This window comes from Streptomyces sp. CA-179760 (assembly GCF_050937045.1).
Taxonomy (GTDB): Bacteria; Actinomycetota; Actinomycetes; order Streptomycetales; family Streptomycetaceae; genus Streptomyces.
The window spans coordinates 5,260,879-5,282,985 of record NZ_JBNJLZ010000001.1 but is presented as its reverse complement, the minus strand read 5'-3'; the positions used below and the strand labels follow the sequence as shown (position 1 = coordinate 5,282,985).

At 72.2% G+C, this 22,107-nt stretch carries 26 protein-coding genes; 8 read left to right on the top strand and 18 right to left on the bottom strand.

The genetic code is table 11. The annotated features are described in order from the left end of the window. Nucleotides 1-7: 7 nt before the first annotated feature. The 7 genes from pyrE to ACQEV8_RS23925 all read right to left on the bottom strand — a co-directional run bounded on the left by pyrE (nt 8) and on the right by ACQEV8_RS23925 (nt 5,797). Nucleotides 8-556 carry an orotate phosphoribosyltransferase gene (gene pyrE, locus ACQEV8_RS23955; protein WP_356654571.1) on the bottom strand — a complete coding sequence of 183 codons (549 nt, stop codon included), beginning with the start codon at nt 554-556 and terminating at the stop codon, nt 8-10. Nucleotides 557-566: 10 nt separating this feature from the next. Beyond that, complete coding sequence (locus tag ACQEV8_RS23950; protein ID WP_432963585.1) at nt 567-1,364, bottom strand: aldose 1-epimerase; 798 nt, start codon at nt 1,362-1,364, stop codon at nt 567-569. Nucleotides 1,365-1,415: 51 nt separating this feature from the next. After that, entirely contained in the window at nt 1,416-1,592 is a 177-nt protein-coding gene (locus ACQEV8_RS23945) for a hypothetical protein (protein WP_432963582.1), read from the bottom strand. Continuing rightward, nucleotides 1,589-2,530 (bottom strand): SRPBCC family protein, encoded by a 942-nt coding sequence (locus tag ACQEV8_RS23940; protein ID WP_432963579.1) that lies wholly within the window; start codon nt 2,528-2,530, stop codon nt 1,589-1,591. The genes ACQEV8_RS23945 and ACQEV8_RS23940 overlap by 4 nt, the downstream gene beginning before the upstream one ends. A gap of 100 nt (nt 2,531-2,630) precedes the next feature. Continuing rightward, nucleotides 2,631-4,298, bottom strand: a complete 1,668-nt coding sequence (locus ACQEV8_RS23935; protein ID WP_432963576.1) for a polyamine aminopropyltransferase — start codon at nt 4,296-4,298, stop codon at nt 2,631-2,633. Between the two features lie 119 nt (nt 4,299-4,417). After that, nucleotides 4,418-4,945, bottom strand: coding sequence for a DUF2617 family protein (locus tag ACQEV8_RS23930; protein ID WP_432963573.1), 528 nt, complete (start codon nt 4,943-4,945; stop codon nt 4,418-4,420). Nucleotides 4,946-5,521: 576 nt separating this feature from the next. Next, nucleotides 5,522-5,797, bottom strand: coding sequence for a hypothetical protein (locus ACQEV8_RS23925; protein WP_432963570.1), 276 nt, complete (start codon nt 5,795-5,797; stop codon nt 5,522-5,524). Nucleotides 5,798-5,925: 128 nt separating this feature from the next. On the opposite strand from ACQEV8_RS23925, the gene ACQEV8_RS23920 reads away from it, so the two are divergent. The 5 genes from ACQEV8_RS23920 (at nt 5,926) to ACQEV8_RS23900 (ending at nt 11,233) form a co-directional block, all read left to right on the top strand. After that, entirely contained in the window at nt 5,926-7,125 is a 1,200-nt protein-coding gene (locus ACQEV8_RS23920; RefSeq protein WP_432963567.1) for a pyridoxal phosphate-dependent aminotransferase, read from the top strand. Nucleotides 7,126-7,288: 163 nt separating this feature from the next. Beyond that, nucleotides 7,289-7,858 (top strand): hypothetical protein, encoded by a 570-nt coding sequence (locus ACQEV8_RS23915; RefSeq protein ID WP_432963564.1) that lies wholly within the window; start codon nt 7,289-7,291, stop codon nt 7,856-7,858. A 2-nt stretch (nt 7,859-7,860) separates the two neighbouring features. Then, entirely contained in the window at nt 7,861-9,174 is a 1,314-nt protein-coding gene (locus ACQEV8_RS23910; RefSeq protein WP_432963561.1) for a peptidoglycan-binding protein, read from the top strand. Continuing rightward, the gene (locus ACQEV8_RS23905) at nt 9,171-9,881 is read left to right on the top strand and encodes an ABC transporter ATP-binding protein (protein WP_432963558.1); all 711 of its coding nucleotides are present in this window, start codon (nt 9,171-9,173) and stop codon (nt 9,879-9,881) included. Before ACQEV8_RS23910 ends, ACQEV8_RS23905 begins: the two co-directional genes overlap by 4 nt. Further along, the gene (locus ACQEV8_RS23900) at nt 9,878-11,233 is read left to right on the top strand and encodes an ABC transporter permease (RefSeq protein ID WP_432963555.1); all 1,356 of its coding nucleotides are present in this window, start codon (nt 9,878-9,880) and stop codon (nt 11,231-11,233) included. The genes ACQEV8_RS23905 and ACQEV8_RS23900 overlap by 4 nt, the downstream gene beginning before the upstream one ends. Nucleotides 11,234-11,338: 105 nt before the next feature. On the opposite strand, the gene ACQEV8_RS23895 is transcribed toward ACQEV8_RS23900, so the two are convergent. Beyond that, nucleotides 11,339-11,698: an SH3 domain-containing protein gene (locus ACQEV8_RS23895; protein ID WP_432963552.1), complete on the bottom strand. Its 360-nt coding sequence runs from the start codon at nt 11,696-11,698 to the stop codon at nt 11,339-11,341. A 251-nt stretch (nt 11,699-11,949) separates the two neighbouring features. Here ACQEV8_RS23895 and ACQEV8_RS23890 point away from each other — a divergent pair, with 251 nt between their 5' ends. Together ACQEV8_RS23890 and ACQEV8_RS23885 are read left to right on the top strand one after the other, a co-directional pair. Then, nucleotides 11,950-12,261: a hypothetical protein gene (locus ACQEV8_RS23890; protein ID WP_432963549.1), complete on the top strand. Its 312-nt coding sequence runs from the start codon at nt 11,950-11,952 to the stop codon at nt 12,259-12,261. Continuing rightward, a complete protein-coding gene (locus tag ACQEV8_RS23885) occupies nt 12,258-13,592 on the top strand; it encodes a sensor histidine kinase (protein WP_432963546.1) in 1,335 nt (444 codons plus the stop codon). Before ACQEV8_RS23890 ends, ACQEV8_RS23885 begins: the two co-directional genes overlap by 4 nt. A 10-nt stretch (nt 13,593-13,602) precedes the next feature. Here ACQEV8_RS23885 and ACQEV8_RS23880 read toward each other — a convergent pair whose 3' ends face one another. From ACQEV8_RS23880 to ACQEV8_RS23860, 5 genes are all read right to left on the bottom strand, one after another. Continuing rightward, nucleotides 13,603-14,322 (bottom strand): response regulator transcription factor, encoded by a 720-nt coding sequence (locus ACQEV8_RS23880; protein WP_382588089.1) that lies wholly within the window; start codon nt 14,320-14,322, stop codon nt 13,603-13,605. Between the two features lie 98 nt (nt 14,323-14,420). Then, on the bottom strand, nt 14,421-14,978 hold the full coding sequence (locus tag ACQEV8_RS23875) for a Uma2 family endonuclease (protein ID WP_432963542.1): 558 nt from the start codon (nt 14,976-14,978) through the stop codon (nt 14,421-14,423). Nucleotides 14,979-15,202: 224 nt separating this feature from the next. After that, on the bottom strand, nt 15,203-16,066 hold the full coding sequence (locus ACQEV8_RS23870) for a hypothetical protein (protein WP_432963539.1): 864 nt from the start codon (nt 16,064-16,066) through the stop codon (nt 15,203-15,205). A gap of 283 nt (nt 16,067-16,349) precedes the next feature. Then, nucleotides 16,350-16,481, bottom strand: coding sequence for a DUF397 domain-containing protein (locus ACQEV8_RS23865; RefSeq protein WP_432972947.1), 132 nt, complete (start codon nt 16,479-16,481; stop codon nt 16,350-16,352). Next, a complete protein-coding gene (locus ACQEV8_RS23860) occupies nt 16,444-17,358 on the bottom strand; it encodes a helix-turn-helix domain-containing protein (RefSeq protein WP_432972944.1) in 915 nt (304 codons plus the stop codon). The genes ACQEV8_RS23865 and ACQEV8_RS23860 overlap by 38 nt, the downstream gene beginning before the upstream one ends. A gap of 130 nt (nt 17,359-17,488) precedes the next feature. Between ACQEV8_RS23860 and ACQEV8_RS23855 the strand changes: the two genes are divergently transcribed. Then, nucleotides 17,489-17,983 carry an ATP-binding protein gene (locus ACQEV8_RS23855; protein WP_432963536.1) on the top strand — a complete coding sequence of 165 codons (495 nt, stop codon included), beginning with the start codon at nt 17,489-17,491 and terminating at the stop codon, nt 17,981-17,983. A gap of 16 nt (nt 17,984-17,999) precedes the next feature. Here ACQEV8_RS23855 and ACQEV8_RS23850 read toward each other — a convergent pair whose 3' ends face one another. The 5 genes from ACQEV8_RS23850 to ACQEV8_RS23830 form a co-directional block, all read right to left on the bottom strand. Beyond that, on the bottom strand, nt 18,000-19,193 hold the full coding sequence (locus ACQEV8_RS23850) for a C40 family peptidase (RefSeq protein WP_432963533.1): 1,194 nt from the start codon (nt 19,191-19,193) through the stop codon (nt 18,000-18,002). A 136-nt stretch (nt 19,194-19,329) separates the two neighbouring features. Then, nucleotides 19,330-19,572 (bottom strand): hypothetical protein, encoded by a 243-nt coding sequence (locus tag ACQEV8_RS23845; RefSeq protein WP_432963530.1) that lies wholly within the window; start codon nt 19,570-19,572, stop codon nt 19,330-19,332. 95 nt (nt 19,573-19,667) lie between these two features. Further along, nucleotides 19,668-19,847, bottom strand: coding sequence for a hypothetical protein (locus ACQEV8_RS23840; RefSeq protein WP_432963527.1), 180 nt, complete (start codon nt 19,845-19,847; stop codon nt 19,668-19,670). Nucleotides 19,848-19,925: 78 nt separating this feature from the next. Beyond that, nucleotides 19,926-20,657 carry an ABC transporter permease gene (locus tag ACQEV8_RS23835; RefSeq protein WP_432972941.1) on the bottom strand — a complete coding sequence of 244 codons (732 nt, stop codon included), beginning with the start codon at nt 20,655-20,657 and terminating at the stop codon, nt 19,926-19,928. Beyond that, entirely contained in the window at nt 20,576-22,066 is a 1,491-nt protein-coding gene (locus tag ACQEV8_RS23830) for an ATP-binding cassette domain-containing protein (RefSeq protein ID WP_432963524.1), read from the bottom strand. The genes ACQEV8_RS23835 and ACQEV8_RS23830 overlap by 82 nt, the downstream gene beginning before the upstream one ends. Nucleotides 22,067-22,107 lie beyond the last annotated feature (41 nt).

The window sequence follows — 22,107 nt, the reverse complement described above, 5'->3', positions numbered from 1 at the left end:
GTCCCGGTCAGTCCAGCCCGAGCTCGTCCTTCGAGAAGGCGAAGAGGTACGGCACCCCCGCGCCCTCCTGGATCTTCTCCGCCGCGCCGGTCGCCCGGTCGACGATCGTCGCGACGGCGACGACCTCGGCCCCGGCCTCGCGCACGGCCTCGACGGCGGTGAGCGGGGAGCCGCCGGTGGTGGAGGTGTCCTCGACGACCAGCACACGGCGGCCCGCGATGTCCGGGCCCTCGACGCGACGCTGCAGCCCGTGGGCCTTCGCGGCCTTGCGGACGACGAAGGCGTCCAGGCGCCTCCCGCGCGCGGCGGCGGCGTGCAGCATGGCGGCGGCGACGGGGTCGGCGCCCATGGTGAGCCCGCCGACGGCGTCGAAGTCCAGCTCCGCGGTCAGGTCCAGCAGCACCTGCCCGACCAGCGGGGCGGCCTCGCCGTCCAGGGTGACGCGGCGCAGGTCGACGTAGTAGTCGGCCTCCAGACCCGACGACAGGGTCACCTTGCCGTGCACCACGGCCTTGTCCTTGATCTGCTGCAGCAGCGCGCCGCGTGTGTCCGTCATGGCGCCCAGCTTAGAGGCGGCGCCAGCTCCAGGTCGTGGTGGCCTCCAGCGGCTCCAGGGGCGTGACCAGGTGCGGCATCGTGTTGAGCCCGTTGGGCGGACCGGTCTGCGGCTCCACGCACACGGCGGCCTCCTGCTCGTCGTAGACCACGACCCACTCCTCGCGGCTCGCCACCTTCAGCTCCAGCTGCCCGGGCCAGGTCAGGGTGACGTCGACGCCGCCGGGCATCCCGAAGCAGTCGTCCCAGGGGCCGGGCTTCGGGTCGAGACGGTTGCCGGTGGGCAGGTGGTCGTCGCCGCGCTCCTCCTGCCAGGCGGGTTCGAAGTCGAGACGGACGTCCTGGGCGCCCTCGCCGCCCAGGTTCCGGTTGAACCACGGGTGCCAGCCGATCTGTGCCGGGAAGGAGGAGTCGTACGTCTCGACGGACATGGTGAGCGTCAGGGCGTCCTCGGCGAGGGCGACGACCTGGGTGACACGGCCCGGGTGGGGCCAGGGGTCGACGAGTTCGTACGTGATGACGGCCTCGTCCGTGCTCGTGCGGGCCGTGCGCCAGGCGTGGTCACGGACGGTGCCGTGGATGGCGTGGGGCGGGGCGTTGAGGGGCATCTGCCGCACGGCGGCGCCGTCCAGGAACCGACCGTCGCGGACCCGGCCGCACCACGGCACCATCGGGAAGCAGCCGAAGCGGTCCCCCTGCCGCAGTACCTCCACGCCGCCGATCCGCAGCCCTCCGACCCGGCCGCCGTTGCCCGGCTGCACGGTCACCTCCGCGTCGCCCGCGGTCAGCGTGATGTCTTCGTCGCTCACGGGACGACCCTACTGCGGTGATCAAGAGGGCACTGTGCTGTGCGGGCCGTTTCAACGCCGCCGGCGCAGGGCCCGCACCGCGACGATGGCAGACGCCACGGCCAGCGCCGCGGCAGGTGCCGCCCAGCGCAGCGGGGCCGTGGGCGTCACGGTCTGCGGCGCGGGCACCGGCGCGTACCGCCCGCGCGGCGGGGCGTGATCGACCTCCTCGGCACTCCGCCCGATCATCGTCCGCCGCGCATGCGCCGCCTCGGCGAGGGACTCGGCGTCCTCGTCCCCTTCGGCGGACCGCCCGACGGGGGCCGGCGGAATGACGGGGGGTTCGGGGGCGGGGGCTGGTCGTCGGGGGCGGGGGGCTGGTCGTCGGCGGCACCGGGGGTGGGGCTCTCGCCGCCGGGGCCGGCGGCCGGGTCCTCGCCGCCAGGGCCGGAGGCGGGGCTCTCACCACCAGGACCGGAGGCCGGACCCTCACCGCCAAGGCCGGAGGCCGAAGGCTTCCCGGTGGTCCCCGAAGGCCCGGCGCCCTCGTCGTCCCCGGCCGCTGCCGTACCCGGCCCAGCCGCCGCACTCCCGTCGGCAGCCGCCGCGCTCCCGTCGGCAGCCGCCGCGCTCCCGTCGGCAGCCGCCGTGTCCTCGTCGGCCCTCACCGGCGGTGGAGCCTCGTCGTCCGCGTCCGGGGTCGTTTCGTGGTCGGTCGTCGCCCGGGGTTCGAAGTCCTGGGTGGCGACGGACGTGGTCGTTTCCGGTGCCGCCCCGGCCAGGTGTTCCGCGAAGCGGTCCAGCAGCCGGACGATGGCATGCCGCACCGCGTCGGCCGGCAGGTCCTTGATCCGTCCGTCCGCCGAGGCCGTGCCGTCGAACACGACGGTGCAGCCGTCCTCCGCCTCCCGCAGGCCGATCCGCAGCGCGAGCTCGACCGAGCCGCTGCCGCGCGACTCCTCCGCCTCGCCCTCCACGGCGTACGCCCCGTCGTTCCGCCGGGAGACCCGTACGGCACCCCGGTAGGTGACGGAGTGACTGCCGACCCGGATCTTCAGCCGCCCGGTGACGGGCTCGGCGCCGGCGTCCTGCTGGAGCCCGGGAACCACCCGGGCGACCCGCGCGGGGTCGTCCAGCACCTCCCTGAGCCGCTCGGCCGGAACCGGAACGAACACCTCGTGCTCCATGTGGACGGACTCTACCCAGCACACGCACAAACGCACCCCCACCTCCGGGATTCGCCCCGGATCCGGGTCCGCCCGGCGTATCCTCCGCTGCCCCGGCCCCTCAGTACCGCGGATGCGGCAGCGTCGACGCCGGCAGCCCCGCGATCCGCGTTCCCCGCGCGGCCCGCGCCCCCGCCGTGAGGGACGCGTCCGTGAGGATCCGCGGGCGCGGGCCGTCCGGGGCGAGGCGTAGTCGTGGTTCCGTGCGGGCGGCCAGGACGAAGCCCCAGTCGCGGGGGGCGCGGGAGCGGTCGGTGAGGGTGCGGTCGGGGCCCGTGGCGAAGCCGGCGCGGCGGCCGCCCGTGGCGTACGGGGCGGTGCGGAAGCCGGCGGCGCGCAGGGTGGCGTCCACCGTCCAGTACACGCGGGGGCCGGCCGCGACCGGCCCGGCGTGCACCACGAGCCGGCCGCCGGGGGCCAGCACGCGTCGCGCGAGGCCGTAGAACTCCTGGGAGTACAGCTTCGTACTCGCCGTGATCCCCGGGTCCGGCAGGTCCGAGACGACCACGTCGTACGCCGCCGGGGGCGCTTCGCGCAGCCGGCCGAAGGCGTCCTGGATCGTCACGTGCACGCGCGGGTCGCCGTAGGCGTGCCGGTTCAGCGCGGACAGGCCCGGGTCGGTGCGGGCCAGCCGTACCACCTCTGCGTCGAGTTCGACGACGTCGACCCGGTCCACTCCGGGGTGGCGCAGCACCTCGCGGGCGGCCAGGCCGTCGCCGCCGCCGAGGATCAGCACGCGCGCGTGCGGCCCGGTCATGGCGGGGTGGACGAGGGCCTCGTGGTAGCGGAGTTCGTCGCGTCCGCTGACCCGGAGCCGGCCGTCGAGGAAGAGGGCGAGGGGCCGGCCGTGCGTGCCGCCGGAGAGGACGACTTCCTGGACGCCGGTCCGGAGCGCGACGCGGACGTCCCTGCCGTACATCGCCTGCCGGGCGGCCCGCTCGAAGTCGTCGACGAGGACGGCGGCCGAGGCGAGGACCGCGAGCACGAGGCCGTTGGCGAGCAGCAGCAGCCAGCGGGCGCGCCGGGTCAGGTCCCGGCGGAACAGCCCGAGCACCAGCGCGCCGCCGACGACGGCGTTGACGGCGCCGGTGAGCAGCGCGCCGGTGAGCTGGCCGAGGAACGGCAGCAGGAGGAAGGGGAAGGCGAGCCCGCCGACGAGGGCGCCGACGTAGTCCGCGGCGGACAGGTCGGCCACGGCGCCGCCCGCGTCCTGGCGGCGGATGCGCTGGATCAGCTCCATCAGCAGCGGGACCTCGGCGCCGATGAGCAGTCCGGTGGCGAGGGAGAAGGCGACCAGGAGGCAGCGGGGGCCGCTCGCCTCCATGCCGCCCCAGTCGCCACCCCAGTCACCGCCCCAGGCGAACACGGCGTACAGGGCCATCGCGCTGCATCCGCCGACGAGCGCGAGCGTGGCCTCGACGGCGCCGAATCCGGCCGCGGCGAGCCCGCGCAGCCGCTTCGCGGCGAGGGAGCCGATGCCCATCGCGAAGACCATGACGGACAGCACGACGGACGCCTGCGTGACGGAGTCGCCCATCAAGTAGGAGGCGAGGGCGAGAAGTTCGAGTTCGTACACGAGTCCGCAGGCCGCGCAGACGAACACGCCCGCGAGGACCAGGAACCGTCCGGTGCCCGGCCGGACGGGCAGCGGCGCCGGGCCGTCGGGGCCGCTCGGGGCGCTCCAGGGCGGCGGGGAACCGGGCGGGGCGGGCACGTGCGGCTCGATCACGCTGCGACGTTACGTCACGTCTCGACTGCGGTCCGTCACCCACACGTGTGATGCTGGTTTACAGAGGTCCGGTATCGGTACGGGGAAGGGGTTCGCCTCATGCGGCGCCGGCCCGGCCTTCAGTTGGCGGTGGCCGCCACCGGCATCCGTACGCCGACTCTCGTACGGGTCGCCACCAACTGGCCGTCCTGCGGGTACGCGTGCCAGGTCCGCCAGTGCACCTGCCCCTCGTGGTGCTGGGCCAGCAGTGCCGTGAAGGCGTGCGGGCTGCCGGGGAAGATGCCCGCGAGGCCGTGCGGGTGGTCGGAGACGAGGGCCAGCAACTCCTGGGCGCGGCCCTCGAAGGAGCCGGGTGAGAGGACCTCGACCCGGGCGGCGAACTCGTACTCCCAGTCGCCCACCCGCTTGGCGACGCCGAGCGGAAGCGGAGTGCTGCTGCCCGGAATGCACGCCACCGTCTCCGAGCAGATGCCCCTTTCCTCCTCCAGCAGGACCTGGTGGGACGCACCGAGGAGCCGCAACTGCATTTTCGCGCCCGTCAGTTCGAGGTCCAGTGCGGCCAGTGCGGGAAGCGGCTCGCGCCCCAGCGCCCATGCGAGATCGGTCGCGCGCGTGTCGGTGTAGGAGGTGTTCAGGGTCGTGAGCATGGATCGGCTCCGCAAGCACACAAGGAGAGGGAGATGGGCCCGCTGCGCCCCGGTCGCCTCGGGGGTCACGGCCCGGATCAACCCGGTCGGCCGGTTTCAGAAGGGTGTCCGCAGGGCGTCCGAGGGGCTGCGTTGGTGTTCTAGAGGGAATCATGAACTGCGGCGCCGCCACAGCGTTTTTACCCAAGTTCGTAGGGTTTCCATCCCTCAGAGGGCTCTACAGCTCAATTGTTCAACTACGGCGTGCGCCGGTGCCGGGGAGGCGTACGCCGTTGCGCCGGGGCTCCCGCCCGGAGCCCGGACGAACGGGCGCCCGGATCCGGAAGGCGCCCGCGAAATGCCCCTTTGACAGGCGCAGTTGCCGGAGTCACGTCCGAGTACGCCGTCCCATGGACGCGTCTGTCCTACAGGCATGCGACGTTGTCTGAGACCTCACTCAGTTGCCCAACAGATGTTCGACGGCTCCGCCGCACGGGAACTCCGGGATCCCCCGGCACGGAAACGCGGGGCCCGCCCCAGATGCGGACCCCGCGTTCGGTGAGTGCGGCTTCCCCGTGGGGAAGGCAGGCGCTGCCGTCAGCTGCCTCCGCCGCCGCCGCAGCCACCGCCACCACCACCGCCCCCGCCGCAGGACGACCCGCCCCCGCAGGACGAGCCGCTGCTGCAGGACGAACCACCGGACGAGCCGGAGTCTCCCCCGCCGGCCCACCAGCTACCACCGCTGCTCGCCGAACCGGAGGACGTCCCCATCCCGCGCCGCGACGTCCGCCCGGAACCGCCCCTGCGCACCCCGGACACCAGCGCCGCGATCAGGATGACTGCGAACACCACCAGGATGATGCCGATAACCATGGCGTCACCCTCCTTTCGTTTCCCCCGAAGCGGCCCCCCGTGGGCGCCTCGCTCTTGCGTGAACAGGGGATGCCCGGCCCTCGGACGCCCCAAAGCAGAGTTGAGGAAGTCCAGAGCTTCGGCGGAGGATGACCGGCATGACCTCCAGCGCGCGCCCCCTCCTCAATCGCCGGCTCGCCGAGTTCGGCACGACGATCTTCGCCGAGATGTCCGCCCTGGCCCTGAGCACCGGTGCCATCAACCTCGGCCAGGGCTTCCCCGACACCGACGGCCCCGAGGAGATCAGGGAGGCCGCCGTACGGGCCCTGCGGGACGGGCGCGGCAACCAGTACCCGCCGGGGCCCGGCGTCCCCGAGCTGCGCACCGCGATCACCGCCCACCAGCTGCGGCACTACGGCCTCTCCTACGACCCCGACACGGAGGTCCTGGTCACCGCCGGGGCCACGGAGGCCATCGCGGCCTCGCTGCTGGCGCTGGTGGAGCCCGGCGACGAGGTGATCGCCCTGGAGCCGTACTACGACTCGTACGCGGCGTGCATCGCGATGGCGGGCGGGCGCCGGGTGCCGGTCACCCTGCGGGCGCACGAGGACGAGGGGCGCTTCCGCCTCGACCTGGACGAGCTGCGCGACGCCGTCACCGACCGCACCCGCCTGCTGCTGATCAACACCCCGCACAACCCCACCGGCACGGTCCTCACCCGCGAGGAGCTGGCCGCGATCGCCGAGCTGGCGGTGGAGCGCGATCTGCTGGTGGTGACGGACGAGGTGTACGAGCACCTGGTCTTCGACGAGGCCGAGCACGTGCCGCTGGCGACGTTCCCGGGGATGCGCGAGCGCACGGTGACCATTTCGAGCAGCGGCAAGACGTTCTCGTTCACCGGCTGGAAGGTCGGCTGGGTGACGGCGGCCCCGGAGCTGGTCACGGCGGTGCGTTCGGCGAAGCAGTACCTGACGTATGTCTCGGCGGGGCCGTTCCAGTACGCGGTCGCCGAGGCGCTCGCCCTCCCGGACAGCTACTTCACCGCCTTCCGCGACGACATGCTCGCCAAGCGGGACCTGCTGTCGGCCGGTCTGACCGCCGCCGGCTTCGCGGTCTACCGGCCGGCGGGCACCTACTTCATCACCACCGACATCCGCCCCCTCGGCGAGAGCGACGGCTTCGCCTTCTGCCGCGCGCTGCCCGAGCGCGCGGGCGTCGTCGCCATCCCGAACGCGGTCTTCTACGACCACCGGGAGGCGGGCGCGCCCTTCGTGCGGTTCGCTTTCTGCAAGCGCACAGAGGTCCTGGCGGACGCGGCAGACCGGCTCCGCAAGGCATTCGTACGCTGACCCCACCGCCCCATGGGGCCAGTCGTCGGCTGCTGTGGCGTCCCGTCCGAAGCGGGCCGCATGGCCGGATGACAGGTTCTTCAAGAGTTCTTCATCACCTCCGGCCTACGGTCGGGACGCTCGCCGCGCTCGCGGTCGGGCGGGACGGGAGGCGGGAGAACCGATGAGGACTAACCGGGTGCTGATGGCCGTGGTGACGGTGTCGGTCATGGCGATCACCCTGGCCGGCTGCGGAGGCGAGGGCGACACCCCGAAGGTCCCGACGGCGGGCGGCGGCAAGGCGTCCGGCAAGACGACCGCGCCGAGTGTCGGCGACGACGTGGCCGCGTATGTGAACGCCCAGCGCGAGTGGGTGAAATGCCTGCGGAAGAACGGGGTCGACGCCCCCGACCCGGACACCAAGGGGCAGGTCGACTTCGGCGACAACGCGGCGCTGAAGAAGGACACGAAGTTCCTGGACGCCTCCGAGAAGTGCGCCTCGCTCAAGGCGGCCGTCCCCGAGAGCCTCGAGAACGCCAACCAGCCCAAGCTCACCCCCGAGCAGATCAAGGTCAAGCGCGACTACGCCGACTGCATGCAGAAGAACGGCGCCCCCGACTTCCCCGATCCCGGCCCCGACGGGACCGCGCAGGGCTCCGATTGGAACCAGACGTCGGCGGGAGCCAAGCGTGCCACCCGTGTCTGCGCTCCGATCATCGGCGACCCGGCGGACCAGCCCGCGGGCAAGGGCTGACGATGGCGGAGACGGTTGTGCAGACCGATCACGAGCGCGGGGCGGCTCCCGCGCCGCCGCCGCACGGTCGGCGCGGGCGGCGTACGGTCCTGGCGGCCTCGGCTCTGGTCGTCGTGGCGGCCGTCGCCGTGGTCGGTGCGCTGGGCCTCGGCGGAGGAGGGGCGGAGGAGGGCTCCTCCGCCCCTCCCCGCTCAGGCTCCACCGTCCCGGTCACCCGGACCACACTGACCGAACGCACCACGGTGGACGGCCAGTTGGGCTACGGCACCGAGATACCGCTGCCGGTCAAGGCGACCGGCACGGTGACCTGGCTGCCCAAGGAGGGCACGACCGTGGAGCGCGGCGGCACGCTGCTGCGCGTCGACGACCGGCCGGTGGTACTGCTGTACGGGACGCTGCCGATGTACCGGGAGCTGGGCCTGACCGCGGGCCCCCAGCAGGGCACCCGGCAGGACACTCAGCAGGGCACACAGCAGGACGCCGGGGCCAAGGGGGACATCCAGGGCTCGGGTGACCAGGGCCGCACGGCCGAGGCCCCCGGGGCTCCGGACCCCTCCGGATCGCCGACGCCGGGGGGCGCCGGGGCCGGGGCGGCGGCCGGAGGGACCGGGGGCACGCTGCGCGGGATGGACGTCCTGCAGTTCGAGAGCGATCTCGCCGCTCTCGGCTACACCGGCTTCACGGTCGACGAGGAGTTCACCGACCTCACCGCCCGCGCGGTCAAGCGCTGGCAGAAGTCCCTCGGGCTCCCCCAGACCGGCACGGTCGGCATCGGGGACGTCGTCTACTCCGCCGGCAAGGTACGCATCGGCCACGCGAGTGTCCGGCTCGGCTCGCCGGCCACCGATGACGTTCTCACGTACACCGGTACGTCTCGGAAGGTCGTCGTCAACGCCTCGGCGGCGGAGGACTCCTGGGCCGTGCGCGGCGCCGCCGTCACGATCGGGCTGCCCGACGGGAAATCGGTGAAGGGCGAGGTGGCCTCGGTAGGGAAGAGCGCGACCGCGCCCGAGGAGGGCGGCGGGGAGGGTGACTCCGCGACACCGACGGTTCCGGTGACCCTCACCATCAAGGACCAGAAATCCGTGGGACGGCTGGAGAGCGCGCCGGTCACCGTCGAGTACGTGGGGCGGGAACGGGCGGACGTCCTCACCGTCCCGGTCGCCGCCCTGGTCGCCCTGGCCGAGGGCGGCCACGGCCTGGAGACCGCGGACGGCCGGTTCGTCGCGGTGAAGACCGGGCTCTTCGCGGACGGCCGGGTGGAAGTGAGCGGAAGCGCCGTTCGCGAGGGCATGAACGTGAGGATCCCGGAGTGAGCGGAGCATCGGCCGTCGTGGAGTTCGACGCGGTCTCCAAGACGTACCCCGGCGGTGTGGCGGCGGTACGGGACGTGAACCTGAGCATCGGGCGCGGCGAACTCGTCGCGGTCGTCGGCCCGTCGGGCTCGGGCAAGTCCAGCATGCTGAACCTCATGGGCAGCCTCGATCGGCCCTCCGCCGGGCGGGTGCTGGTCGACGGCCACGACGTGGCGAAGCTGACGGACCGTGAGGTATCGGCGCTTCGGGCCACCCGGATCGGCTTCGTCTTCCAGCAGTTCCATCTGGCGGTAGGCGTTCCGGTCCTGGACTCCGTGGCCGACGGGCTGCTGTACGCCGGAGTACCGCTGCGCCGCCGCCGGGCCGGCGCGGCGGTGGCGCTGGAACGGGTCGGCCTCAGCCACCGCGTCCACCACCTCCCGCACCAGTTGTCCGGCGGTGAGCGCCAGCGGGTGGCGGTGGCCCGGGCGGTGACCGGCGAACCGGCGGTCCTGCTGGCGGACGAGCCGACCGGCAACCTGGACTCCGCTTCCGGGGAGGCCGTACTCGGTCTGCTGCGCGGGCTGAACGCCGCCGGGACCACGGTCGTGATCATCACCCACGACCGGGAGATCGCGGCCGGGCTGCCCCGCCGTATCGAGATGCGCGACGGCCGCGTGGTGGCGGACACCGCGACCGGTGCCGCGCCGGGCGAGGCGGTCCGATGACCGACGACACGACGAACGGCCCGCCCGGGGACGACGCCCCACCGGCCCTGCCGTCCGGCCCCCGCGGGGGCGACGGACGTGGCCGCGGACGAGTGCGCGGTGACGTCGGTGACGTCGGTGACGTCGGTGACGTCGGTGACGTCGGTGACGTCGGTGTCACGGGCGGCCGGCTTCGGGCCGCCCGCCTCGGTCCTCAGGACATCGTGCGGCTCGGCGGGACCGGGCTGCGGACCCGTCCCCTGCGGATCTTCCTCTCCGCGCTCGGGATCGCGATCGGCGTCGCCGCCATGATCGCGGTGGTCGGAATCTCCGGCTCCGGCCGGGCGGAGGTGGACCGCCGACTCGACGCGCTCGGCACCAACCTGCTGCGGGTCGCCCCCAGCGACTCGCTCGACGGCACCGAGGCCAAGCTGCCCCACGAGGCCGTCGCGATGATCGGCCGTATCCCGCCCGTGCGGCAGGTCGCCGCCACCGGCGCGACCAGCGCACACATCTACCGCAATGAGCACATCGCCATCGGACGCACCGGCTCCCTCGAGGTCCTCGCGGCCGACCGGCACCTGCTCCCGGCCGTCGGCGGTCACATCCGCCGGGGCCGCTGGCTGGATTCCGCGACCGAGCAGTACCCGGCGGTCGTGCTCGGCTCCACGGCCGCGGGCCGGCTCGACGTGTACACACCGGGCACCCGGGTCTGGCTCGGCGACCGCTGGTTCTCCCTCGTCGGCGTCCTCGATCCCGTACCGCTCGCGCCGGAGCTCGACAGCGCGGCGCTGGTCGGCTGGCCGGCGGCCCGGACGTACCTGCGCTTCGACGGCCATCCGTCGACGGTCTACGTCCGCTCCGAGGACAGCCAGATCGCGGAGGTGCGGGGCGTGCTGCCGGCCACGGCGTACCCCGAGAAACCGGGACAGGTCCGGATCTCCCGGCCCTCCGACGCGCTCGCCGCCCGCGAGGCCACCGAGTCGGCGCTCACCGGGCTGCTGCTCGGCCTCGGTGGCGTGGCGCTGCTCGTCGGGGGCGTCGGGGTCGGCAACACGATGGTCATCTCGGTCCTGGAGCGGCGCCCCGAGATCGGCCTGCGCCGGGCGCTGGGGGCGACCCGCGGCCAGATCCGGACCCAGTTCGTGACGGAGTCGCTGCTGCTGTCGCTCATCGGCGGCCTCGGCGGGACGGTGCTGGGGACGGCGATCACGGCGGCCTACGCCCTCAGCCGCGACTGGCCGACGGTCGTCCCGGTGTGGGCGAGTGCGGCGGGGATCGGCTGCACTCTGCTCATCGGCATGCTCGCCGGGCTGTATCCGGCGGTACGGGCGAGCCGGCTGTCACCTACGGAGGCCCTGTCCGGCTCCTGAGCGGCCGGTCCGTCGTACGGGTCAGGGGCGGCCTCGGCGAGACCGCCCCTGACGCACCATCAGTCCCGCTTGCCCGGCGCTCCTGCCGGAGCGCCGGCGGGTGTACTAGAAGCCGCAGTAGATGAGGCTGCCGCCGTCGCTCAGCAGGTCGTCGCGGACCCAGCCGGACCTACCGGTGTTGTCGTTGCGGAGGTACGTCCAGGTCTCGCTGGTGTCGCCTATGCGCGTGTAACAGTGGTAGTCGAGGCGGTGGGTGTTGTAGGCGATGCCGTTGCTGGCACAGCCGGTGCTGGATCCGCTTCTCTCGTTGGCGCCGTTGGCCGTCCTGTTCCAGGCGCTGCTGTCCATGTCGGAGGCGGTCCTGCCGCAAGACGCGGCCGCGGTGGCCGGGGTGGAGAGGGCGAGCGGGACGGCCATGGCCACCGCCGCCAGGGCGGGTACGACAGCCGCGATTCGACGCTTCACTTTTGAACCCCCATAAATGCGTTCTCCGTTGGAGCTGCTTCCCCAGGTAGTTGGATGACACCTGAGCGAATCAGCGACCACTGCATCAATCGGTGTGCAAGTGCGTCAGTACGATCACAGTCGAAAAGATATTGAAGAAAGCATTCCGCCCCCAACCGTCCAATTACTACCCATGAGCGACCGAAAACACTGGAAGAGGAAATGCGCCACTCCACATTCCTTTCGGCCGGAAACAGACGGGGTGGCACGCGATGAGCTTCCGGCTCCGGGTACTCGGCCTGCTGATGCTGGTCGCGATGGCCGCCACCGCCGCCACCGCCTGGTTGACCCTGCGTCAGGCGAATCTCCAGGTCCGGGAGAGTGTCACCGCGGGACGGCAGGAGGTCTCCCGGATCACCGGCGATCTGCGCGCGTACGGGTTCGCGCACGGCACCTGGGAGGGCCTCTCGCCGACGGTGAGCCGCCTGGCCGAGGACACCGGCCAGCGCATCCGGGTCGCCACCGAGAACGACGTCCTGCTCGCCGATTCCGACGCGCTCGAGGGCCGTGCCCCCGCCCGGTGAGCAACCAGCCGCCCGTGCTGGTCGACCCGCGTCCCCTCCTGCGCATCCCCGCGGGACAGCTGCCGCGGACCTCGATGAAGCTGACGGCGACCGCGATCGCCCAGTACCGCGCCGAAGCGGCGTACGCGGCCTGTCTGACCCGGGCGGGGGCCGAGGTGACGGCGCCGCCGGACGACACCGGCGTGCCGCGGATCAGCACGGAGCGCCGGCCGGGACAGTGCGAGGAGCCGGAAGGCGAACCGGACCCACGGACCGCGCAGGACCTCGAGGTGATCCGGACCTGCGAGTCGGAGCAGCAGTTCACCACCTGCCTGCAGCGGGTGTTCAACGAGCGCGTGGGCTCCGCCGCCCCGCCGCGCCTGGTGATCCGTCTCGGCGTCCGGGACGAGTCCCCGCCCACCCTGGCCGCGGCGCCCACGATGGCCGTCGCAGGGGGCGTCGCCCTCGCCGCCGTGGTCGGCGCGCTGCTCCTGAGCCGGGCGGTGCTGCGCCCGGTCCGTGCCATGACCCTGGCCGCCGGGGGGCTGGGCGAGGGAGACCTGGGGCGGCGGGTCCCCGTCTCCGGCCGGGACGAGATCGCCCAACTCGGCCGTGCCTTCAACCGGATGGCGGAGTCCATACAGGCCGTCGAGGAACGCCAGCGCCGCCTCACCGGTGACATCGCCCACGAGCTGCGCACCCCGCTGGCCAATCTGCGCGGCTATCTGGAGGCCCTGCGGGACGGGGTCGTCGAGCCGACCCCCGAACTGCTCGACTCCCTCCACGAGGAGGCGCTGCTGCAGCAGCGGATCGTCGACGACCTACAGGATCTCGCGCTGGCCGAGGCCGGTGCGCTCACCTACCACCCGGTGCGCGTCGATCTGCGCGAGCTCCTCGAAGCCGCCGGTACGGCTCACCGTGCCCAGGCCGACGCGGCGGGAGTCGCTCTGCGGCTGGATGCGCCGCGACCCGTGGACGTCATCGCCGACGCCGACCGACTGCGCCAGGTCGTCGGCAATCTGGTCGGCAACGCGCTGCGGGCCACGGCACCCGGTGGCACGGTGACCCTGGCCCTGGCCCAGGCCGAGGACGGCGAACTCGTGTTCCTTCAGGTGCGGGACACCGGAAAGGGAATACCCGCCGAGGATCTGCCGCATCTCTTCGACCGCTTCTGGCGGGCGGATGCGGCGCGGGGCCGCGCCACCGGGGGCAGTGGCCTGGGGCTGTCCATCGCCCGCCAGATCGTGACCGACCACCAGGGGACGATCGCCGTGGAGAGCACCGTCGGCGTCGGCACGGTTTTCACCGTCACGCTCGCCACGACCGGGCCGACGCCGGATGACGCCGGATGATCGACCCCGGTCAGGACCCCGCGGGCGCTCGGGTGGGCGCCGCGCCGTCCACCAGGCGGTATCCCCGGCCGTACACGGTCTCCAGATGGCGCGGCCGAGCGGGGTCGTCCCCCAGTTTCCGGCGCAGGTTGCGCACATGGGCGTCCACCGTGCGCTCGAGTACGTCGCTGTCGAAGCCGAAGGCGCGCTCGATGATCTGGGCCCGGGTGAACACCCGACCCGGCTCGCGGGCCAGAGCCTCCAGTATCGAGAACTCCTTGGAGGTCAGCGCCACCGGGCGGCCTGCCACCCGGACCTCGAAGCGGGCGGTGTCCAGTTCGACCGCGCCGACCCGCAGCACCTCGGTGCCGGCCGCGCCGCCTTTCCTGGAGCGCCGCAGCAGCGCCCGTACCCGCGCGGTGAGTTCGCGGGGACTGTACGGCTTGGTGAGGTAGTCGTCCGCCCCCAGGTCGAGGCCGAGGAGCATGTCCTCCTCGGTGCTGCGCGCGGTCAGCAGCAGAATCGGCACCTCGCAGGCCTCGGCACGCAGAATGCGGCATACGTCGAGTCCGTCGACGAGCGGCAGCATCACATCGAGAACGATGAGATCCAGCCCCGTCGAACGCGCCCGCTCCAGCGCTGCCCGGCCGTCGGCCACGACCTGCACGGCGTTGCCTTCCCGTTCCAGATAAATCCGGATGAGACGAGACTGTTTTTCGTCATCTTCGGCGACCAGGATGCGCGCGCTCAACGATTCTCCTCGGCTGGGCCCTGCACGATTCCAGCACCGTTGATATCAACGCGCCTCCGGAATTCCCACCTCCGGAAAATCCCACCTCCGGAAAACCCTCATGAGCGGGCGTCTGCCTCGGGCTCCGGGCGCGGGAGTTCGTCGAGGTCGAGGGTGAAGGTGCGGCCGTCGGCCAGAGGGATGGGGAGCTTGCCCGTGCCGTACTTGTGCGTGTGCGCCGCGATGTAACCGGTGGCGGTCGGCTGGGTGTGCAGGACGACTTCCTGCGCGTACGGGTCCACGACCAGGTAGATCGGGATGCCGTAACGGCCGTACTTCGCGGTGCAGTCGTCATAGTCCTTGCGCGTGGAGGAGGTCGAGACGACCTCGGAGATCAGCAGGACGTCCTCGAAGCTGTAGCGCTTGCCCTCCTTGCGTGCGTCCTCCCTCAGGATCGCGAGGTCGGGCGCGGAGTTCTCGTCGGCGGGGAAGTCGATGTAGACATCGGAGGTGACCTTCGCATGACGGCCGAGGGCGAGAGCGGAGTCGATCTGCATCGACCTGATGGTGCTCGAGTGCTCTTCGCTCTGCGGAGTCATGATCACCTTTCCGTCGGCCCCGAACAGGACCGTGTATCCCCTGGGGAACTCGGTGTGCACGATCGCGTCGACGCTCATGGACGGCTCCTTCCCGTGTGCGGTCAGGATACGGCGGACAGCACGGCGGTACGGCTGTGGAAGCAGTCCAGACAGGTTCTGTGGCCGTCACGAACGCCCTGACCAGCGACAAGTGACCTTGGTGACCTGGCGTTGCCCGACACGTGTTTCTCCGCCTTCCGGCAGGGACATGACCCGTGAGCGACGAGGCTCTGCGACCTCGGCGGCCCAGTCGTGGGCGTCGGTCAGGCGGCGGCCGGGAGGCCACTGGCGCGTCGTCGGCAGTCTCCGCAGTGGCCGGGCTCGGGTGCGCGGAAGGCTCGCTCGCAACCGTCGCAGGTCTGGAAGGGCAGGACGGCCGGGCGCTCGTCCGGCGCGGGAAGCGGTGCCCGGGGCGGCACGGACAGCGGCGTTTCCCGCAGCCGGAAGGCGAGGACGCTTGCCGGTCGGGCGCGGAAGCGGTCGGGGAGTCCTGTGGTCAGCAGCTCGGTGATCTCGCGGGGTCCGACACCGGCCGCCAGCCACTCGGCGACGGCCGGAGCCAGGCGGGCGGCCTCCTGCGCTGACAGGACGAGGCGGGGGTCGATGCGGCGCAGGGCGGTCAGTACGGCGACCGCCTCGGGGTTCGCATCGGCGAGTGCGGGCGCCGGGCTGCCGGACTCCCCAGGTGTGGGAGCGGGAGTGGGAGCGGGCGCTGCACTTTCCTGTCGGGGCGCGGGCCGGGGGCGGGGCGGCTTCGGCGGTTCGTCGTCGGAGGTGTCGCCGGGTACGTCGTAGAAGTATGTGCGGGTGCGGACCTGGCCGGTGGGCGTCCGTTCGCGGCGGCGTTCCAGGTGTCCGGCAGCTTCGAGTTCCCTGAGCGCTCGCGAGATGAGGATCTCGCCCTCGCTGAAGTGCTCGCACAGGGCGGCGATGCTCACGGGGGAGCCGTCGGGCAGGGAGGAGATGTACGCCGCGACGCCGATCGTGACCGCGCTGCCGCGTCGCTGGGCGAGGGCGTTGGAGATCACCGTGAAGTCGGCCGTCAGCCGGGTGTGTACGTGGATCACGCCGGAGGTCGGAAGTCCGGCCTCGGCGCGCAGGCGCGCGTTAGACTGCGAGTCATCCATCGGGAAGGCGTTCACTTCCTGATCGGTCAGGCCCTCGATCGGGATTGCCGTCCCGGCCGGGGGCCGTATCTGTTTGCGGTTGTCGCGGCGAACGTAACGGTCCGTTACCCGTCGCTGCAAGCCGGTCACTCGGACGGGTGACGCCCGCCTCCCGGCGTGGGGAGGGTGGGTGGGCGGGTAGTTCTTTCCCCCGGTTCTTTCAGGAGGTCAGCGGCCCGCCGGACCCTCGTGGACAAGGGCCCGGTGAGCCCGCAAGACGGACGGCGACCGGAAACCGGCTGCCTCAGGAACGGTCGCGCCCGGCCTTCAACTCGCCTATGAAGGTGGCCCAGGCAGCGGCTTCGAAGCACAGCGCCGGACCCTGCGGGGCCTTGCTGTCACGGACCGGGACGACGGCCCGGAACCCGTCGGCCACCTCCACGCAGTTGCCGCCCTCCTGATTGCTGTAGCTGCTCTTGCGCCAGACGGCGCCGTTCAGATCGGGACGGGAGGTTCGCTCCACGGTGGTTGTCCTCCATCACGGATCGGATCATGTCGAGCGACATGAGCGGGGGCAGAGCTGCCGCCCGCAGCCGATCGTAAGTCAGCGCGAAGTCCCTGACCTCGTCCGGATCCTCGATGAGTTGGCCGTAGTGCGCGCCCTCCGTGTAGGCGACCTCAGAGCCGTCGGGCATGGTGAGCACCGTGAGCGAACCGCCCATGACCTCGTGCTCGCCCTGGTCGAACGGCAGTACCTGCACGGTGACGTGGGGTTCCGCCCTGGTCCTGAGCAGTCGCTCCAACTGCTCACGCATCACCGCCCGGCCGCCGACCGGTCGCCGGAGCACCGCCTCGTCGAGGACCACCCACAGTTCGGGCCGACCGGGCATGCCGAGACGCTCCTGCCGCCCCAGGCGAAGGGCGACCCGTTCCTCCAACTGCGCTTCGCTGCCGAGGGTCCGGCCGACGCTCAGCACCGCACGCGCGTAGTCCCCGGTCTGCAGCAAGCCGGGCACCACATGAGCCGCGTACTCGCGGATGGCCACCGCCCGCTCCGAGTACTCCATGAACCTCCGCGACCAGTCCGGAAACGCCTCCCGGTACACGTGCGGCCAGAGCTCCACCAGCAACTCGTCCGCGCCGAGGGCCGCGTCCAGCGCACGCGCCAGCCCCAGCGTCGGCTTCGCTCCGGACGCCCGCTCGACCTGGGTGATCCGCGTGCTCACCACATGCGTTCGGTCGCCCAGTTCGGCCTGGGTCAGTCCCGCCGCCGTCCGGAGCCTGCGCACCCGCACACCGAACAGGGCGGCCATCGACGCACTGGGGTCAATTCCGTTGGCCAAGGCATCACTTCCGTTCCTTACCGCCTCAAAAGTAAGGCTGCACCACCTGTCGAGCGTAGGACGATCCGTCGATCCTTGAGCACGGAACGTGACGACTCATATGCGTCGTGATACATCCTCGCTCGACGGAAAGGGACGAACAGGCCGTGCTGACAGAAACCGCGACCCCGGGGGCGAGCATGAACTCCAGCCGCTCGCCCTGCAGTTCCCCTCCTCCCCGCATGGTGCGCAGCTCGCCCGGCGTCACGCCGTCCGATGGATGGAGGAACGGGGCTACCCGTCGGCGTCGGACGCCTCCTGCGCGGTCGCCCTCGTCGTCGGGGAACTCGCGGCGAACGCCGTGCGGCACGGCCGTGTCCCCGGCCGGGACTTCGGTCTCCGGCTCGCCCTCGACCGGGGGGCGGACCTGCTGCGTATCGAGGTCGCGGACGCCGCCTCCGCGAAGCGGCTGCCCGCGGCTGCGCCCTCGTCGTATCCCGAGGGCGAGTCCGGCCGGGGGCTGCTCCTGGTGGACGCCCTGGCCGTGCGCTGGGGGTCGGCGCCGCGCCGCCCGGTGGGCAAGACGGTGTGGGCGGAGCTGCGCCTTGAAGCCTGAGCAGCGGAGAGCGGCGTCAGGCCTGGCGGACCGCGCCCTTGATCGCCGACTGCCCGGCGAGGAACACCGACTCCTCACGGATGAGTGCTCCGGGGCCCGGGGCGTGGATCATCATCCCGTCGCCGATCCAGATGCCGACGTGAGTGGGGTCGTCATGGAAGAAGACCAGGTCTCCGGCCTGGGCGTCAGCGAGCGGGACCTGCGTTCCCGCTCCCCACTGGGCCTGGACGGTCCGGGGAAGCGTGACACCGGCGGCCTTCCACGCGGCCTGGGTGAGACCGGGGGCGTCGTACGATCCCGGCCCGACCGCGCCCCATACGCAGGGCCTGCCGATCTGCTCCCGGGCGAAGGCGATCACTCGCTCGGCGCGGGTGCGGTGGCCGCCGCTGTCCGGCGACGGCCATGATCCGCCGTAGGGGGCGGGGGTGAAGCCGTTGGAGGGGGTGGGTGCGGTAACCGGCTCGGTGACCGGCTCGGTGGGGGCTGCCGGAGCGAGAGCGGGGGCAGGAGTTGCCAGGGCAGGCGTCCAGAACTCCGGGAGGCCGGTGTCGTAGGCCGTACCCGCGGTGGGGTCCGGGACGGTGGGCAGCGTCATGGTGAGCTGCGGGCCGGACAAAGGGCTGGGCTCCGGGGTGGGCACCGGCACGGGAGCCGGTACGGGCTCGTACAGCGGCCATGCCGCCGCGTCGCCGCCGAGGACCGGTAGTGCGTCACCCGGCCAGGCGGTCTCGTCCCTGCGGGACTCGCCCGGCAGAGCCGGTGCGACGCGCTGGGCCGGGATTTCCGGGAGGCCGCCCGTCAGCTCCCGTGCGACACCGGTGAGCGGCTTGGGTTGCTTGGGCGGCCTGGGCGGCATGGGCGCTTCGAGGGCCAGGGGCTCCGCGGGACGTTCCGCCTGGCGCGCGGGGCGTACGGACTCGGGTGCGCGCTCGGGACGGGCCGGCGGCCTCCTGTCCGGCAGCGTCGCCGGCACGATCGGGCCCAACGCGGCACGGGCGGAGTCGAACCACTTGCGGGCGAAGGTTCCGGCCGCGGGCTCCGTGTCCTCCTGGGACCGGCCACGCGTGACCGCGTCCCGCTGGCGTGGGAGCGAAGCGGCGCGGGTCGCGTTGTATCTGCCCGTGTCGCTCTCGGCCCGGTCGTAGAGCCTGTTGACCCACCGCTGGACCTCGTCAGGGCTCGGGCCCTCGCCCTCACGTTCCGACGCCATGTGAAGGGCGCTCCTTCCGTCCGAAAGCGTACGAGAGCACCTGCTTTTCGGTGGAAGTCGCGCACGCAGCGGTCAACTTAGCAAACTTGTGAACCTTCCGTGAAGATCGGGTCTTGGGGGCAGACCGGCCCGGGTGTCACTCGTCGGCCAGGTGCCAGCCCTGGAGGCCGGGCTGCAACAGGATGTCGGCGGCGGTCCGGGTGGCCTCGGACGTGGTGGTTCCGGGCGGGGCCGTGAGGTGGAGGCGGGCGAGATTCTCCTGGAACCCGTCGACCTCGGCATGCCATCCGGCCGGGAGCAGAGATACGAAACGGATCGCTGCCGTCTCTGGCGGCGCCCCGGACGGACCGGTGATCGACACCTGATGGAGGGAGTTCATGGACAGCTCCGCGGAAGAAGGAGAGGGCTGGCGGTGTGAGCCGGGGCCGGCCTGTTCGGCAGGGCCGGCCGGCCCCGGACACGGTCGAGGGTCCGTCAGTCGGAGGAGCCGCTCTTGGCGAGCCGGGCCACCACCACGAGGATCGCGACGGCGAGAGCGGCACCGACGCCGTAGCGGACGCCGTCGGCGGTGTCGCTGGCGAACAGCGCCACCTCGGCGCCGGCGAGGACGGCCAGCAGGGCGGCGAGGGTGGTGGTGGAGCGGGAGGCGGTCATGGGATTTCCTTCCGGTGGGGGGTTGCGTTTCTGGCTGTGCCGGCGGGTGTGACCGGCGGTTCCGCTGGTGCGGGAAGGTCAGTCCGTCAGCTTCATGGCCTGGCGGAACGAGAGCTTGCGGTCGGTCTGGAGGAGCGCCCTGCGGTACACGCGGCTGCTCACCCCGACGATGAAGACCGCTGCGGCGAGGGACAGGACGAGCGCGGCGGCCGGCTCCCACCAGGCGGTCTCTCCCGCCAGGACACGCGCAGGCATGGTGACGGTCGAGGTCAGCGGGAGGAACGAGAGGATCTCCCGCACCCCTCCGGACACGGTGACGCCGAGGATGAACACGAGCGCGGTGATCGCGTTCACCGGCGTCGTGGTGGACTGGATGTCCTCGCTCCGGGTGGCGAGCGCGCCCGCGGCCGCGAACAGGCAGGCCAGGACCGCGATGCCCACGACGTAGAAGACGAGGAACCAGCCGAGGCCGGAGCTGATGTCGGCGAGGAACTCCTGCTCGCCCGTGGCCATCAGGCCGCCGACGCCGACCAGGCAGAACAGCGCCATCTGGGCGAGCGCCAGCAGGGTGGAGCCGACGATCTTGCCGACGAGCAGGGACCGCAGCGGCACGGAGCTGGCGATGAGCTCGACGATGCGGTTCTGCTTCTCCTCCACGACGCTGGTCGCCAGCGCGGCACCGAGCAGGACCGCGGCCAGGTAGAAGAGGAAGCCGAAGAAGTACGTCGTCATCCGGACCGCGCCCTCGGGCGTCTTGTCGGCCGAGAGCAGGACGTGCTTGACCTCCGCCCCCTCGCTGAGGGCGCCCAGGCTGGTGCCCGCTTCCTGCGCGTTCCGGTCGAGGGCGTTCGTCTGCACCGCGGCGCCGATCCAGGTGGCGGCGATGTCGTTCTGCCCGGTGTCGCCGAGCAGGACCCAGCGGCCCCCTCGAACAGCAGCCCGGCGTCGGCCTCACCGGACCGTACGGTCTCACGCACCTGGCCGGCGGACGGCTGCTGCCGGACGGTGATCTCGACGTCCTGGTCGGCCCGGACGGCCAGCGCCTCGGCCTGGCCGGCGATCCGCCCGGCCTGCTGGTCGGCCACCGCGACGGTGATCTTCCCCATCGAGTCGGCCAGGTAGAGCTGGAGCCCGAGCGCGCCCACGATCAGGGCGAGCGTGACCAGCGTCGACGCCAGGAAGCCGCGGTTGGTGAGCTTCACCGAGATCTCGCGGGCGGCGACGATCCGCCAGGAGGCCTGCGTGGCCGTGCGGGACGGGGTTCCGGGAGCCGCGGGCGTGCCCTTCGGGCCGGGCGACGGCTCGGCCCGGTGTTCGGGGTTCGAGGTCACGGTGCTCATGCGGAGGTCATCTCCCGGTAGACGTCGGCGATGCTGGGAACGAGGGGGTGAAGGCGTGCACGGCCCCCGGCTGAGGGCCCGGGTCAGGAGCTCGCCGGGATCGGCGTCGGCGGCCAGCTCGACGCGGGCTCCGTCGGGGAGTTCCTCGACGTCGGTGACGCCGGGGATGTCGCGGGCCCAGCCGGCGGGCGCGCCGGTGACCAGGTGGTAGCGGGGCCGGTCGCGGTGCCGGAGCTCGTCCGCGGTGCCCTTGCCGACGACGTGGCCGGAGGCCATGATCACCAGGTCGTCGCAGAGCCGCTCGACCAGGTCGAGCTGGTGGGAGGAGAACAGCACCGGGATGCCGGCGGTGGCGTACTCGCGCAGCAGGTCGGCCATCGTGTCGACGGCGTGCGGGTCGAGTCCGGAGAAGGGCTCGTCGAGGACGAGCAGCTTGGGGGAACCGAGCAGGGCGGCCGCGATCTGCACGCGCTGCTGGTTGCCCAGGGACAGGGACTCCAGCCGGGCCTGGCTCTTCTCGGCGAGCCCGAGGCGTTCGAGCAGTTCGAGGGTGTGGCGGCGGGCCTCGGCGGTGCCCTCGCCACGGAGCCGGGCCAGATAGACGAGCTGGCCGAGGACGGTCTGCTTGGGGTAGAGGCCCCGCTCCTCCGGCATGTAGCCGAAGTCCCTGCGGTCGGCGGCGGTGACGGGGGCGCCGTCCCAGCGGATCTCGCCGCCGTTCGTGGCCAGTACGCCCATGATCATGCGCATGGTGGTGGTCTTGCCCGCGCCGTTCCCGCCGACGAACCCGGTCAACCGGCCTCTGGACACCGTGAAGGACACCTGGTCGACGGCACGGTGATCGCCGAAGTCTCGTACGAGTTCTTCCAGTTCCAGCATCTGTGTCTTCTCTCAGCTCGGTTGATCGGTGGTTCACGGTG

Coding starts and splice junctions, on each gene's coding strand:
- ACQEV8_RS23940 (WP_432963579.1), bottom strand. CDS start 2,530: ATGGAGCACGAGGTGTTCGTTCCGGTTCCGGCCGAGCGGCTCAGGGAG.
- ACQEV8_RS23920 (WP_432963567.1), top strand. CDS start 5,926: ATGACCGGCATGACCTCCAGCGCGCGCCCCCTCCTCAATCGCCGGCTC.
- ACQEV8_RS23830 (WP_432963524.1), bottom strand. CDS start 22,066: ATGCTGGAACTGGAAGAACTCGTACGAGACTTCGGCGATCACCGTGCC.
- ACQEV8_RS23860 (WP_432972944.1), bottom strand. CDS start 17,358: ATGGCCGCCCTGTTCGGTGTGCGGGTGCGCAGGCTCCGGACGGCGGCG.
- pyrE (WP_356654571.1), bottom strand. CDS start 556: ATGACGGACACACGCGGCGCGCTGCTGCAGCAGATCAAGGACAAGGCC.
- ACQEV8_RS23855 (WP_432963536.1), top strand. CDS start 17,489: ATGCGTCGTGATACATCCTCGCTCGACGGAAAGGGACGAACAGGCCGT.
- ACQEV8_RS23870 (WP_432963539.1), bottom strand. CDS start 16,066: ATGGATGACTCGCAGTCTAACGCGCGCCTGCGCGCCGAGGCCGGACTT.
- ACQEV8_RS23850 (WP_432963533.1), bottom strand. CDS start 19,193: ATGGCGTCGGAACGTGAGGGCGAGGGCCCGAGCCCTGACGAGGTCCAG.
- ACQEV8_RS23910 (WP_432963561.1), top strand. CDS start 7,861: ATGGCGGAGACGGTTGTGCAGACCGATCACGAGCGCGGGGCGGCTCCC.
- ACQEV8_RS23915 (WP_432963564.1), top strand. CDS start 7,289: ATGAGGACTAACCGGGTGCTGATGGCCGTGGTGACGGTGTCGGTCATG.
- ACQEV8_RS23945 (WP_432963582.1), bottom strand. CDS start 1,592: ATGATCGGGCGGAGTGCCGAGGAGGTCGATCACGCCCCGCCGCGCGGG.
- ACQEV8_RS23900 (WP_432963555.1), top strand. CDS start 9,878: ATGACCGACGACACGACGAACGGCCCGCCCGGGGACGACGCCCCACCG.
- ACQEV8_RS23875 (WP_432963542.1), bottom strand. CDS start 14,978: ATGAGCGTCGACGCGATCGTGCACACCGAGTTCCCCAGGGGATACACG.
- ACQEV8_RS23890 (WP_432963549.1), top strand. CDS start 11,950: ATGAGCTTCCGGCTCCGGGTACTCGGCCTGCTGATGCTGGTCGCGATG.
- ACQEV8_RS23845 (WP_432963530.1), bottom strand. CDS start 19,572: ATGAACTCCCTCCATCAGGTGTCGATCACCGGTCCGTCCGGGGCGCCG.
- ACQEV8_RS23925 (WP_432963570.1), bottom strand. CDS start 5,797: ATGGTTATCGGCATCATCCTGGTGGTGTTCGCAGTCATCCTGATCGCG.
- ACQEV8_RS23930 (WP_432963573.1), bottom strand. CDS start 4,945: ATGCTCACGACCCTGAACACCTCCTACACCGACACGCGCGCGACCGAT.
- ACQEV8_RS23840 (WP_432963527.1), bottom strand. CDS start 19,847: ATGACCGCCTCCCGCTCCACCACCACCCTCGCCGCCCTGCTGGCCGTC.